This window comes from Paenibacillus sp. GCM10027629, assembly GCF_042676425.1.
Lineage (GTDB): Bacteria > Bacillota > Bacilli > Paenibacillales > Paenibacillaceae > Paenibacillus_K > Paenibacillus_K terrigena.
In genome coordinates this window covers 733,303-747,976 of record NZ_JBHTGZ010000003.1, presented here as the reverse complement: position 1 = coordinate 747,976, position 14,674 = coordinate 733,303, and the positions used below count along the sequence as shown (strand labels likewise).

The window sequence follows — 14,674 nt, the reverse complement described above, 5'->3', positions numbered from 1 at the left end:
TTCAAAAGAAAAACCACCCTGAGTCTCTTATGAGAGACCAGGGTGGCGATTAGCATGTGTACGATGAGCATCCCATTCTTCTTCAATCAAATCTTTATTCATCAATTCTCCGATGTAATATCCTTCTCTAGCGGCACCAATGACACCCGTAAAACAATTCTTCGCATCCCCAATAATGTAGACACCTTCGATCGCGGTATGACCGTAATCGCTTGTTGTCACGTAGCCACCCGTTTCATTCATGGGAATTCCCATTGTCGATGGGATGAGCGTAGCTTGCTTGGCTCCTGTATCGAGAAGAAATCCCCCCTTGCAGGGAATCGACTGACCGTCAATGAACACGATCTCATCCAGCTTTCCTTCATTGGATTTCATTGCAAGGATTTCCGTTTCTATCATTTGAATGTGATGCGCTTCCATCTCTCTTCTTTCTTCCCTTGTGATGGTTGAGGGGCCATTTGTGAGCACAATCAAATCTTTACTCCAGCTATATATCGTCTTCACGAAGTGAAAGAGTCGTTCATCGTTACCTATTACGGCTAAAGGTTCATTTCTGCGTTCCCATCCATCGCAATATGGGCAGGGGAACACGGAAGTGCCGTAGACTTCTGTAAGACCTGGGATAGGTGGGAGATGGTCTTTCATTCCTGTCGCAAAAATGATTTTTTTGGAGCTGAATGTGTGTCCACCTCGAGTTAAGGTACGAAATATACCTTGCTCCTGCTGTACTTGCTCAACAACATCTTGTTCGATGTGTACGTTCGTGTACGCCTTCATTTGCGCGATAGCTATTTCTTTAAAATCAGAAGGTTTCACGCCATCTCTCGTCAGGTATCCATGCGATTCATAGGTCACGCTGTTCCTTGCTTTGCCCTCATCGATGACAACGACTAAGCGACAAGATCGACCTAACAAGAGTGCAGCACTAAGACCAGCAGGTCCCCCACCGACAATAACGACATCCATTAACACATTGGTATCCTTCACGATTGCTTAATCTCCTTGATTTTTTTACGACTTCTAAGACGTATATGCTATCTAGTAATACACTTGTCTCTCTCCGGTTATACGTATTAAGAAGATCCGCCACCTGAGATCGTCGCTAACCGACGATTCCTGTGCGTTCGACGCTCTCGACGAAGTAACGCTGGAGAATCACGTAGAGCACGATAATCGGCGCAATGAACAGCAGTTCTCCTGTATTTTTGATCATATACGCATACAATCCGTCTTCGAACTGTCTCGCCGTCCACATCGTTGGCAGCATCGTGGACAAGACCTTGATCCGGGTCAAAAGTAAGGAGACGTAATAGTTGTCATTCCACATCCAGACGAAGGAGAACAAGGAGACGGTGACAATCGCCGGTATGGCATTCGGCAGCATAACTCGGTAGAACGTCTGAAGAATTCCGCAGCCATCCATATAAGCAGCCTCTTCTAGCTCCTTCGGTATGCCACGGAAAAATTGCCGGAAAATGAAAATGAGCCGTGTAGTACTTTTCAAATAAAAGAAAAGCCTCAGCGGCGCTGAAGGCTTTTCTTCTTGAGAATCATTGCACAAATCAAACAATTTAAACGGTCACGCGAACGGAGACGCTTTTACCCTACGATCCCCGTACGCTCGACACTCTCTACGAAGTAGCGCTGCACAAACAAGTACAGTATGAGCACTGGCGCGATAAACAGCATCTCGCCTGCATTTTTGATCATAAAGGCGTATAGCGGATCATCCATCTGGAATGACGCCCACATCGTCGGTAATTGTGTAGCCAGCACCTTCACCCGTGTCAGGTACAAGGAGACGAAGTAACTATCGTTCCACTGCCATACAAATGAAAACAACAGTACTGTAATCATCGCGGGAACCGCATTGGGCAGCATAATCCGGAAAAAAGTCTGGGGAACACCGCAGCCGTCAATGTAGGCCGACTCTTCTAGTTCTTTGGGAAGGCCCCGGAAAAACTGCCTGAATATAAAGATGAATAATCCGCTCTTGATTCCCATGCCCGTTGCAGATTGCAGAATAAACGGCCAATAGGTATCAAGCAAATTGATGCCGCGCTCTCCTGTGAACAAGCTGATAAGTCCCATCACATCAAAATAACGATAGTTTAAATACGTAGGAATCATGATCGTCTGTGACGGTACAACAATTGTGAATATGACGCAGGCAAACAAAAAACCGCTCCCTTTAAACCTTAGTCGGGCAAATCCGAACGCCGCGAGCGAACATGAAATGACCTGAAACAGTGTAGTGATTAACGAGATCATAATCGTGCTTGCGAATGTTGTCGGATAATTCAATGCCTCAAAGGCCGTTCGAAAAGAATCGAGAGTAAAATTTCTGGGAATCCATAGCACAGTCGTATCATAAATATCGATTCTTGACTTGAATACGATCGATAGCTTGAAAAATAACGGATATAGAATGACATAACATAGCCCGGAAATCAATATGGCCCGAATGAGGACCCAGCTCCATTTTAACGCAAAACGCTCGGGATTAAACCGCCGGAATCGCAGGTTCCAAACGCGTGAGCCCTGTTTTAATTGTTTCTCCATGTCCAGTGACTCCCCCTTAGTCGTGATAAAACACTTTTCGCGAGATTAACCCAACAGCAACAACCAGAATGAGCGAGGTCATTGCGAAATAAACCCATGCCATGGCCGCGCTTTGACTGAAGTTCAACGACTGAAACGCTGTATCCATGATCAGTTTGTTTAATTTGTTGTTCGTAAACGAATCGATAATCGTATATACGATGTTCGTCAATAACATCGGACTGATCATCGGGAACGTAATTTTCCAGAAAGCCTCGTAGCCCGTAGTCCCTTCGATCTTAGCAGCTTCATACAATGACGGGGAAATCGACTGCAAGGCAGCCAGGAAGATCAAGATCTGCACCCCGGATTTACTAATGACTTGATAGATTTGAGTCACAAAATCAACAATAAAACCTATGAGCTGGAGTGGTACTCCCGCATCCATCAGTAGAAACATCAATTCCTTGCCACCCATGGAGAACATTTCTCCAGCATTGCCGTTTGTATCGCCGGTAATTCCGCTTACAACGTCCCCTAAACCGTTACTCATCTCAAGCGACAGAACACTGGCTGAAAGAAGAACAGGGAGGAAAAATATTGCTCTGGCAATTCCCCGTCCTCTAAACTTCTGATTGAGCAGCGTTGCCGCGAATAAGCTGAAAATAACGATCGAAGGAACGTTGAGCAGCATTTCGACAGTCGAATCGACGAGCAATCGATTAAATGTCGGATGGACGGTAAATAATTCCTTGTAATAAGCGAGACCCTTGAAGGTGGTCTCAAAACCTCCTATTGCCAGCTTCAATTCGCTCAAACTGTAAACAAAAGATTCGTAAAGCGGGATCGCGAACAGGAATATAAAACCGAACAACCAGGGGGCGACAAACAGCACGCCATATAGCGATCTTTTAGTTGATAATGTGGGCTGGATGATCTTCATTTCAGCTCACCCCCAATCCTGTAGTTTTGTGCGGCTATGCGGACGCCATCCACAACAACATCCGTTTTATTATAATTGACGATGACGGTCTGGCCTTTTTCATACGTGGTTTCAAATACATTGTCCGCTAGCTTCCGATGTCCTGTAATCGTTTGCCCTCGTACTTGTTTCAAGAATGGGTCGGTTTCTTTATAGAATTGGACCGCTTCATCGAACCAGTTGCGATAGTTAGCGGAGTACAAGTAATCGAATTTCGTCAAGCGCACAGATGACTGATCCCCGTAAAACCATTCATAATAAACATTTGAACCCGTTTCGAGGTTCAATAACAATCGGCTGCGTTCGTCCTGGTTTCGGTCCATATTAATCGGCATTCCGGCAATGTCGAAATACCCGTGAAGCGCAATGGAATAAAAAGGAACCTCTTCGTCGATGATTTGAAACTTGTTGCTGGCAAGCGGGGCGTTGACAATCGTCTTCGCAGAAGGAAGCGAATAGGCGTTTCCTCCGTTTACCATGACGTTGTTCAGCTTGCCTTGGATCAATTTTTCCTGGTCAACAACGATTTGTTGGGTTTTTGGCCGATCAATTGTTTCTTTCTTCGAGACACTTGAATGAAGCCCATCGCCCAGGTCACGCAGTGAAATACCATCGACTCCATACGTCGCATAGCTATCCAAGAAGCTTTGGACGAGATCCGGTAGTTTACGCGGCGACAGCAAGTAGTATAACGGATCCATAAATTGGCCTGTCACAATACTCCTGTCATAAATTAACACATTATCCCGTTGAATAAATTCCGCACTGTCTCTGGAAGGCTTGAACCCATGGCCCTCTTCATAGACCCTTAGCAACGCGACGTCAGGATATAGCCCGATCTGATTGTCCTTCGTGTATTGAACCAGCTTTTGAAAATCTTTCTTTCCTCCAAGGACACTATCCGGATTAACATCATCTGGAAACTGATGATCAACCCCTTTGTTGAACCATCCTGAATATTTCAGTTGAATGTTATCTATATCTTGTTCCTTTAGCATGGAGAGTAGGCTTATCGCTTGATTATAGGTTGTCATCGCTTCTACAGACTGGTACGGGACTCCGAGGAATGACTTGTAAACGGGAATCGAGCCGACCAATTCGAGAATAAAGGGCGAGTTGGCTGTATCCTGCAATCTCTCCAACTGATACTTATTCACAAGATAATTCCGATAATGGGTAGCCATTCCAACATAATTGGCGGAATTTCCAGATAAAAAGGTGTAGCGCAGCGCGATACCGTCTTGATACAATGCAGAATATTGCGGAACTTCTCTCTTCATTGAACCCGATCTGAACGGGAACATCTCCATTAACCGAAATCGGAATTGGGGTCCTACGTTGTTATAGCTGTTTATTTTGCCGCTTGTATCGGCCGTTATTGTCGCAAGCGCATCGCCTTGTTCAATGATGGCAACCGTCGCATGCTCGCCTTGCTTTATTCCGAATACAGGAAGGCGTGACTTCTCACTGAGACGGAAATCAATTTTATCCGGCCACGGCGTTTCGTCCATTCCGTAGATCGGAAGTTCATAGGAACGAACCAATTTCTTGGGGCTGTTCAAATGAATGAGCGCGCCTGTACCGTCCGGGACAAACATATATCCATCCTCACTCGTGCCCGCCGCACCGAAGAACGGTAATACATTCACGTTATGCAACGGAAATTCAACCGTATCGACTACCTCGCCTGCAGGAATTCGAACGATCAGATCCTCCCCATCCAGCTCATATACTAATGGGATAACAAATCTTGGCGTTGCAGCTTCCTTCTTGGCTTCCGACGCGTGCTTTTCATTGTCCGCTTTAGCATCCTCCACCGTATAACCGACGGATTGCAAAGTAGCGACGACGTCTTTTACAATGTAGTCCGGCATTTTCTTTCGTTCGTAAACTTGCTTCTCCTCGTTGTAGAAGAACCTTGTCCGAAGGGTCGACCGCGCTCTCTCATCTTCGATTTTATTCAAAATGAGTTCTTCAAATCGGTCTTTGTCAATGACCGCAGGAATCGCTTCAAGCCCGCTCTGGGAAGTCCCGATTTCATATACAATTTTGACGCCTTTGTCCGTTGTTTGGATTTCAAACTGCTTGCGTTGGATGCTCTCCGCAAAATTGTTCATGAAAGATTCATGACCCTTATCATTGTAGTACGATACAAGCAATTGTGATGCAAGGTTCGTCTTATTCACCGCCGCGGCAATTTTATCGTCATCGCGGTCCTTAGGATTGGAATACCAAACGTATCCATTCGCTTTTTCCTTTATGGCGACTTCCGTCGTCTGATCGTTAATATACAGCTGCAAATGTTCATTCTCAGCGATCAGGCGCAAGTCACCAAGAAATTGCTCCTCGCTTCCGACCGCCGCCACTCTTACTTCCTTCGATTTCGCTTTTGCTTTGCTAATTCCCGAGGAGGCTCCATCCTCTTCGCTTGTTCTTTTGCTGTTCTGGTCAGCTGTAGCGATTCCATTCGAATCCTCAATACGACCAAAAATGAACGCGCTCCCTATTGCTGCAGAACATAAGCCAACCATCAACAGCTTTTTAATTTTACTGTTCATGTGAGCCTCCCCCCTAAAACCTGACTAAGATTTCTCTATACAAGGACTCGATGAATAAATACATCTGCGAAAGCAAGTTGAAGAATAACAGTGCAATAAAGATGATGACCATCATGGCAACAGCGGTCAGGAATAAAGTCAGGATCGTTTTGCCAGCCGAATATTGATGCACTGTCATTATTCCGACAAACAAGAGGTATAAAAACCACAAGTATGCGATCGAGTCAAGCAAGTAATAAAATGCTTTTTCTTCGGAAGTTATCACATTGCTGAACAAAATCTGCGGTAAAAAGATAATGACTAGCGGCAGAAGGGCATATCCCGTTGCCATAATAATTTCTTTGAACTTTCCTTCCCCGTCCATTAGTGTCGTAAGCGACCAGTTGGCGACACAGAACAACAGGAACGGCAATATGATGGTCTTCAGCTCGTCAATACTGTTAAACGCGAGAGGATAGTTTTCATTTACGATAAATCCGGCGTATTTCTTCTTTAATATCATCGTAATAAAGAGCATCAGCAGGATGAACAGGGCAATTTTCATACGGCCTTTGTTCTCGTATTTCAATTCCCAGAAACCTTTGAATGGATGGAGAAGCGTATGGAATGGCGCTTTATATATACCTACTTCCGTATAATGAACAGCTTGTTTGCGTTTCTTCCAAATGATGTTCCCCGTTACAACAACGGCGATCGACAAGATCAGAACAATCATGATCGTGCCGAAATGGTTCCATAAATAGTATGAACGATATTCTTTGAACGCTTGGGAGTAGTACTTCCTGTTGTTCCCCTCTTTGAAATAATCAAGCGCCTGCTCGTAATTGCCCTCTTTCATCATGGCTTTACCCATGCCGACATAGGCGATTTCGAAGTTGCCGTTGAGCTTGAGCGCTTCTTTCCAGGCTGCGGTCGCTTCATCCGACCTACCGTTGGACATCGCTACAGCAGCCTCCTTGATCGCTGCCCCGTATCGTGTTGGTTCGAATAGGATCAGACGATTGATCCCGCCGTCCAGCACAAGCATGCGATCGCCGAGCATGGCGATGGCTGTCGGCTTCTGAAATTCATCAGCCTGTTTGCCGGTGCCGCCGAATTGGTACAGCAGATTCCCATCACGGTCGTATGTGAATATCCGCTTGTGCGATGAATCAAGTCCACTGTATATACCGTTTCCTTCGGAAACCACGTCAACGAAAGCCCAAGAGTCATCGAAGTTGACGACATGCAGGTCGCCCGCGGGTTTGAAATTTCCTACGCGGCGCAGGATATCCGCTCCACCCGGATTGATTCGCTTGATCGGCTCCTCGGAGAAAAATTCCTTATTAACGGCATAGATGAATCCGTTCTCGTCCAGATCGATATTGCTGAATTCAATCGGAAGATACAACTCCATCTGTGAAGCTTGCGCTTTGGTGGAAAACAACCGTTTCCATAACAAATCGACTGGGTTGGGATAGATCTTGTTTGTACCGACATATCCTTTGAAGCTACCTTGCTCATCCAAATCCATAATTCCCTCGTAAGCGCCCTGCGCCACTACATAAATGCGGCCGGTCTTGTCAACAGCAACTTTAAGAGGGAGATATTTGAAATCTTCGGGAATAATAGTTGACTTAGGAAGGCCGAGTATACTAACAAGCGTACCCTCTTGAGTCAGTCTCACAATTCGGTTGTTCTGCGTGTCGGCCACGAACAAATCGCCTGAATCGCTTACATGAATACCATAAGGCTTGTTGAATGTCTCCTGTTTGCCGCCGTTATCGAACGAATCAAATACCCGAACCTGCTCTCCGTGTTCGTCGAACCTGACGATCCTGTTATTGCCCGTATCCGCGATATAAATGAAATTTTGTTTATCTACAAATACGTCCTGGGGATCGTTAAATTCACCAATTCCAAGGTCCGAGCCATAAAACTGTTTTACTTCCAATTTTGCAATCGGCGCCGGCTCCGCATCCATCCAGAATGAGTAGTTATAACTGTAATTGGGCATTGCAAAGGCCGGAACCGCAACGCCAATCGAAAGCAACGCGAATAAGAGGAACCATACGGCGACTTTTTTGATAGCCAAGCTCTCTCCCCCCTTCCTTGGATTCTTTAATCTTTCATTCCCGATGTCGACATCGTCTCAATAACATTGCTCTGGCTGAAAATAAATACCCCGATCGGCACGATCATCATAATAAGCGCTGCGACGGACATTGCTCCGGTACGAGCTATTCCGCCGGCTAGAATTGTAGCGAATGCTGCGCCCATTGGCTTGAGCTGTTCACTGTAAATAAAGGTTCCAGACATTCCGCCGCCCCATAATCCATTAAACGAGAAAATAATGAGTGTGAGCCATGCCGGCTTGACGGTTGGCATAACAATATTCCAAAAAATCCGATAATCGCTGGCTCCGTCGATTTTCGCAGATTCGATAATCGCATCCGGAATTTGCTCCATAAATTGCTTCATCAGGAACAGTCCGAGCGATGAAGCGAAAGCTGGAATGATGACGCTCCAGTACGTGTTGAGCATTCCTAGCCAAGTAATCGTCAAGTAGTTCGGAATCGACGTCACAATCGGCGAAAACATCAGCGATAAAACAACCATCGTAAATAATACTTTCTTTCCCTTAATGTCTAATTTAGCTAGCGGATAGGCTGCCATCGAAGCAAGAATGACGTGACCGCCAGTACCAAGAAAAGCAATAAAAAACGTATTGAACATATATCGCGAAATCGGAACCCATGAGTTAGCAAAAATGTTAAACAAATCGAAAAAGTTGTTCAACGTCGGATTTCGTACGAGAATGGTCGGCGGGAACAGAAACATCTCATCAAGCGGCTTGAGGGCCATGCCGATCATATAGACGAAGGGTATCGCCATAAATGTCCCTAGGCCAGCCAGGATGATGATCAGTATCATATCAACAGGCAATGAACGGTTCACTTTCTTCTGTCTGCGCAATTGTATGGCAAGCTTCATTTTATCTAGTCACCCACTTTCTTGAGAAGCTTCTGTACGAGCTGATTTGCACCAAGCATGATGATGAACAGTACAGTTGCAATCGCGCAAGCGTATCCCATTTCAAAGCGGAGCGTTCCGTAGTCGATCAAATGGTTGACAATCGTATGCGCCGCATATTGCGGACTCGGAAATCCGACCAATTGTGTCGCAATATCGGCGACGGCAAACGATCCCGTAATTTGCATAACAGCACCGAACATGAGCTGCGGCCGCATGGAAGGCAACGTGATAAACCACAACTCCTGCCAACGATTCTTGATCCCGTCGATTGCACCGGCTTCAATCAACGTTCTATCCATGCTCTGCAGACCAGCGATAAACGCCAGGAAAGCCGTACCGAGACTGAGCCATAGCTGCACGAGCATCAAGACAGCAAGCATGTATTTGGGATCCGTCAGCCACTGAACTGGTTTAAGAATAAATCCCCATTTGAGCAAGAAGGCGTTAATATAACCAAAAGAGTCTCCAGAAAACGCAATTTTCCAAATCAAATACGCATTGCCCGAAAGCGAGGGTGCGTAGAAGAGCAGCGTGACAACAGCGCGAACTTTCGGCGACAGCTCGTTGATTAGCCAGGCTAGTAGCAAACAAGCGATATAACTTAACGGTCCGGTAATAACCGCAAACAGGATGGTATTCTTCACCGCAATTAAAAATATTTCATCCTTGATGAATAGATTGGCATAATTATCCCATCCGATCCACTTCGGCGGCTCCAATATGTTGTAATACGTGAAGCTAAGTACAAAGGCCATGGCGACAGGCAAAACAGTAAATACGAAAAACAATATGAAAAATGGAGTAAGCAGCACGTACGCTTGTTTTTGCTGTTTCAAGGATATGACGAGTTCCGCCAGCTTACCGGTCCGTTTGTTACGGACCGGCGATGGAGCAACCTGGTTTTTTTCCGGTAGACCAGCGTTTAATTTGATCGAATCAGAAATGGATTCCGCCCCCTTTGTCTAGTTTGGCAAACCAAACTCATTACGTTTTTTCTTAATTTCATCGTTAATAAATCGGGTAAACTTGACAATCGCCTCGCGTGGATCCTCATGTGAGACGGCAACGCTTTTGAAAGCATTATCGATATGACGCGCGGCGAAATATCCGCCGGGTACTTCCGGTATGCCCTTCACCCATTTCCATTGCTCCATCAACGTTTTATAATCATTTATTTGCCATGGAAGTTGGGCCATTGCATCTAGGTTACCCATTGCCAATCGACCCGCTGTGCCAAGAATCGCTTCGTTCTCCAGACCGAATCTAGCTTGAGCATCCGTGCTTGCCCACCATTTCATAAAATCCCACGCATCGGACTTATGCTCGCTTCCCTTCAGCATTACGGTGGCGGTTCCCGCACCTGGGGCGTCGTGGCGAACAGTGCCGTCCGGCAACTTCTTGCCTGGGACCTGCGCAAATTCCCACAGTCCTCTCAATTCGGGGGCGGTCACGCTAATCGTTTGAAAAACCGTATAATCGGCAATTCCGATTGGCATTTCTCCGCTGCGGAATCGGTTCGTAAAATCGATTGTGAGAGGAAGCTGATAGGATGTATATAGATCCGTCCACTGAATAAAGGATTTAATCGATTTCTCTGAATTCAGCGCGATCGTCTTGCCGCCGTCATTGTATATCTCTCCATCATCCTGGTAAAGTAACATTGCTAACATAGAGAATGATGTAGCGGATGATTCAGGAAAACCGAACAGCAGATTTTGCTTCTGGAGCTCAGGGAGAATCGCATAAACATCATCCCAAGTTTCAGGCACCTTCAACTTCAATTCATCCAATATATCTTTGCGGTAGAAAAGAACCGGAAAGGATTGTTCCATAGGCAGCGCATAATACCCGCCGTTAAAGGCATACGGCACTAGTGCGCTTTCGTGAAACTCTTTCTTCACTTCTTCAAAACCAGGGTATTTGGATATATCTTCAACACCACTGCGCAAGGCATAATTGACTGGTCTATCGTTAGGAACGGAGAAAGCGACATCAGGTCCGCGTCCCGCAAGCATCGCTTGCAGCAATATACCCTCGCTAACAACTTGAAAATCGACGGCAATCCCTGTCTCGGGCGTAAAGGATTCTTCGACCATTCGCTTTAAGATTTTCGCTTGATCCATCCCCAGCGTGATCCAGACCGTGATCTTCTTGTCAGTTTTTGCCGAAGAACCAAGCTGATTGTAGTCTGTAAAGAACGATAAGAAAAACGTACCGACTTGATGTTCGACAGATTGCCATAAAGTCGCACTAGCGCTTGGCATTTCCACCTCCGGCGAGGCTACGGCAATATAATCAATCGACAGCGGCATATTATTGGTTTGATAAATCCAAGTGCCAAGCGAGCTGATATTGGTTTTAAACGATTCCATCAAGCTCGGCACAGTGCCGGGATTATTGGCCATTTCGCGAAGCTGAATAGCAAGCCGGTCTAACGTCGCCGTACGGTCGCTGTTTCCTCCTGTCGCTTGCGCGAGCAGACTGGATATCGTCTCAATCACAGTTGCCTGTTTCGTCATCGTTCCAACCATTTCCGGCAATTTCAACTCAAGCTGATAATCGCGGTTTGTGTCTGGTACCGTGCCGGTAACCATGACAATACGACGGTACAGCGTATTCAGATCTAAAATGCTGGATTCTATCGTTCGTACATAGTCCGACATTTCACCTAGTGATACTTCCATCCGAAGCTCATGCTTGCCTTTCGTCAAGTAAAACTGATAAGGTTCTTCTCCATCTCCGAGTTCCTTCAGATCCCATCCGTTTGAAAATTCAAATGCGACCGTCTCCATCTCTTCAAAAGGCACCTTGCCGTCAATCGTCAACTTCCGATACGACGTAATGCCGCGTGCAAAATTTTGATTAAACTTCACGCCGATTTTATACAATCCGTCTTCGGGTACGTCGATGTCCCAAGCGAGCCATTGCCCCGCTTTGGACCAGTTGGTAGATCCAATCGTGTTCATTCGGATTTTGGATATATCGTATGGTTCTGTTGCCGCGCTGCTGCGGTCCATCACGGGATAAAGCGAAGAATTCGACTTCCTCGAGGCAGCCTCGCCTTGAACTTTGATGAACACGCCACTCGCCGCCGCCTTGTAGCCTTGTTCCTTATATTGCGCCGCTACTTCCTGATAATTTAAAACTTTGTCCACTTGACCCAGCTTTATATAATCAATCATCATCGGTTCTTTATCGGAAACGAGTGATATGGAGTGTTTTCCCTTTGAAAAATAAAACGAATACGGATCTACATGACTTCCGTCAGAGCTTTGTAGAAACGCTTCCTGCCACATCGGATCTTCGATCTGCGGCGTATACGAGTCGTTCCCCTTCTCATCGCGAATGGTCTCGCCTTTATTTTTCCACACCCTGTTAAATGTGAAACTATTCGCCTCAGCAAATGGCAGCTTGCCATCAATTAACAATTTCCGGTCAATACTCGAATGCTTGCCCTCCATTTGATAATATCGAATCGCGATATTATACAAACCATCCACTGGTATATCGAGTTCCCATGTTATTGTACCCGTTTCTCCCGTCTCTGCCGCCTTGCCGCTGGCTCCGGGAAAATCACTGACTGCACGAGCATCCATCCCTTCCGCCTTAGCAAACGCTCCGCCTTGGATTAACAATTCGCTAGCCGGTCGGGACACATTACTATATTGAGCAATATATCTGTCGTATCCATCCTTTTTGGTCGAACCCATTTCGATCTTAGCAAGCTCTGGGGCAGACGATCCATTCTTAGAAGCGCTTACAATAGGACTATTGAGAAAATGAACAGGCTGCGCAAAAGTAACACATAATACGGTTACAACAAGTACTAGCGCTATAAAGATTTTTTTATACTGCGTCACAACATCCCCCTCCTCCTGCCATCTATCACGAAATGCATATGCTAAAGTCAACAGCGGCATCCTAATCAAGGGGACATTTTCCTTAGCAAATGCCCATTGACAGCGTTTCCGTGTTCGACTTTTTTGCAACTACTATAGCGTAACCTATGACATGTTCATAACGGTATTCACTAGAAGTGTCTTTTTAGTACATAAGAAAGCGTTCTATCCGCCTCGCGGCGGATAGAACAGCTAAAAAAATTCCAAACAATCTCATATAAATGTACTATACATCCTTATGAGATTATTTTTTCAGTGTTACATCGATCGCCGCTTGAGCCATTGGCTTGATTCTCGCCAATTCGGCTGTTGCTGTCGCTTTACCGGACATAATATTTTTGATCGCTTCGTCAAAAACACCTCTAAATCCAATATAGGATCCATATTTAATCGCAGTTACGTTGCCCAACATCTTTCTTAACGTGTCTAACGATTCTTTGTTTCTAAAGTTAGCTTCTTCACCCTTGATTACACCATCATAACCCTTTTCAGCATCCATCTCGTACAATTCTTTCCATACGGCCATAACTGCTTTCGGACTCTTCACGCTGCTGGACAGGTGCCAGAGGTTGATTTCAGAAGGAACGACGTAGTCTGTACCCTTAGGTCCTTTCGGGAAGAATACATAGCCCCAATCGTCCGCCATGCTAGGGTTAAAGTCATACGCACTCCAGCGGTAGCCAGGATAGAACAAAGCGGTTCCCTTAGCAAAGTTGCCTCCAGCCACTTTGTGGACATTGAACAGGTCGGATACAAATTGAATCGCTTCCATCGAATTCGGGCTGTCGAATCCGATTTGATTATCGGCAGTCGTAACCGATCCGCCATTCGCATAAATAAAGGCAATCGCCAAGTCGAGTTGATTGTCCGTAACACCAAACTTGTCATCCTTCGTCGCTGCCTTTGCCATCTCAAGGAATTTATCCCAAGTCCATTCGCCTTTCTCCTGAAGAGCATAAGGATCCTCTAGTCCTAACTTTTGCAACATCGTCTTGTTGTAGAATAATCCGTTTCCGTTATTGTCCTTATCTGTAAAGCTATACTGCTTGCCGTCATAGACACCGTTTGATTTCATTACTTTGTTCCAGATCGGCTCATTCAAGTCCACGAGGTCGTCGATCGGACGGATGTAACCATCGACCGCGAGCTTCGGAAGCGCATCGACCAGCGGAATCATGATCACGTCAGCGAACGGTTGGCCAGCAACAGTCGAAGTGATAAGTCTAGGAACAATTTGATCGAGCCCAACAGTTACGTATTCGATCTTCACGTTGAATTTTTCTTCTGCCTTCTTCTGACGTTCCTTTTCTTCTTCCGACAGATAGTTCTCCATTCCCCACCATTGACCGATACGAATTGACTCTCCTTTGAAATCGATTTTTCCATCCGCACCCATAGCAGGTTCGGTAGGAGTATCTTCTTTTTTCGGTTCTGTTGTCGTTGTCGTTGTCGTCGTGTCCGTCGTCGCAGCCGTATCCGCTGGCTTCGTCGTATCTTGCGTCTGTTCCGTTGCTTTGTTCGCGCCTGAACATCCGACGATGGTGATGATCATCGACAGGATGAGGATCATGGACCATGCTTTAAACTTTTTCAATTCATTTCCCCCTCGTACTAGATTTACAAAACCTCGACAACTTGTAATCGCTTACAATTTACTTGTATTAACTATAGATTAATTT

The 14,674-nt window shown here is 45.7% G+C and carries 10 protein-coding genes; all 10 read right to left on the bottom strand.

The features are described 5' to 3' along the window. Positions 1-27: 27 nt before the first annotated feature. The 10 genes from ACFQZR_RS03950 to ACFQZR_RS03905 all read right to left on the bottom strand — a co-directional run bounded on the left by ACFQZR_RS03950 (position 28) and on the right by ACFQZR_RS03905 (position 14,589). On the bottom strand, positions 28-987 hold the full coding sequence (locus ACFQZR_RS03950; RefSeq protein WP_379343051.1) for an NAD(P)/FAD-dependent oxidoreductase: 960 nt from the start codon (positions 985-987) through the stop codon (positions 28-30). 115 nt (positions 988-1,102) lie between these two features. Next, the gene (locus ACFQZR_RS03945) at positions 1,103-1,504 is read right to left on the bottom strand and encodes a carbohydrate ABC transporter permease (protein WP_379343049.1); all 402 of its coding nucleotides are present in this window, start codon (positions 1,502-1,504) and stop codon (positions 1,103-1,105) included. A 95-nt stretch (positions 1,505-1,599) separates the two neighbouring features. After that, positions 1,600-2,562 carry a carbohydrate ABC transporter permease gene (locus ACFQZR_RS03940; protein ID WP_379343047.1) on the bottom strand — a complete coding sequence of 321 codons (963 nt, stop codon included), beginning with the start codon at positions 2,560-2,562 and terminating at the stop codon, positions 1,600-1,602. Between the two features lie 16 nt (positions 2,563-2,578). Then, the gene (locus ACFQZR_RS03935; protein WP_379343045.1) at positions 2,579-3,484 is read right to left on the bottom strand and encodes a carbohydrate ABC transporter permease; all 906 of its coding nucleotides are present in this window, start codon (positions 3,482-3,484) and stop codon (positions 2,579-2,581) included. Then, positions 3,481-6,081, bottom strand: a complete 2,601-nt coding sequence (locus ACFQZR_RS03930) for a DUF5696 domain-containing protein (protein ID WP_379343043.1) — start codon at positions 6,079-6,081, stop codon at positions 3,481-3,483. The genes ACFQZR_RS03935 and ACFQZR_RS03930 overlap by 4 nt, the downstream gene beginning before the upstream one ends. Positions 6,082-6,094: 13 nt before the next feature. Then, complete coding sequence (locus ACFQZR_RS03925) at positions 6,095-8,155, bottom strand: YIP1 family protein (RefSeq protein WP_379343041.1); 2,061 nt, start codon at positions 8,153-8,155, stop codon at positions 6,095-6,097. A gap of 26 nt (positions 8,156-8,181) precedes the next feature. Then, positions 8,182-9,054, bottom strand: coding sequence for a carbohydrate ABC transporter permease (locus ACFQZR_RS03920; protein WP_379343039.1), 873 nt, complete (start codon positions 9,052-9,054; stop codon positions 8,182-8,184). Positions 9,055-9,059: 5 nt separating this feature from the next. Beyond that, on the bottom strand, positions 9,060-9,938 hold the full coding sequence (locus tag ACFQZR_RS03915) for a carbohydrate ABC transporter permease (protein WP_379343802.1): 879 nt from the start codon (positions 9,936-9,938) through the stop codon (positions 9,060-9,062). A 120-nt stretch (positions 9,939-10,058) separates the two neighbouring features. Beyond that, on the bottom strand, positions 10,059-12,956 hold the full coding sequence (locus ACFQZR_RS03910) for an extracellular solute-binding protein (protein ID WP_379343037.1): 2,898 nt from the start codon (positions 12,954-12,956) through the stop codon (positions 10,059-10,061). A 283-nt stretch (positions 12,957-13,239) separates the two neighbouring features. Further along, the gene (locus tag ACFQZR_RS03905; protein WP_379343035.1) at positions 13,240-14,589 is read right to left on the bottom strand and encodes an ABC transporter substrate-binding protein; all 1,350 of its coding nucleotides are present in this window, start codon (positions 14,587-14,589) and stop codon (positions 13,240-13,242) included. Positions 14,590-14,674: the final 85 nt, after the last annotated feature.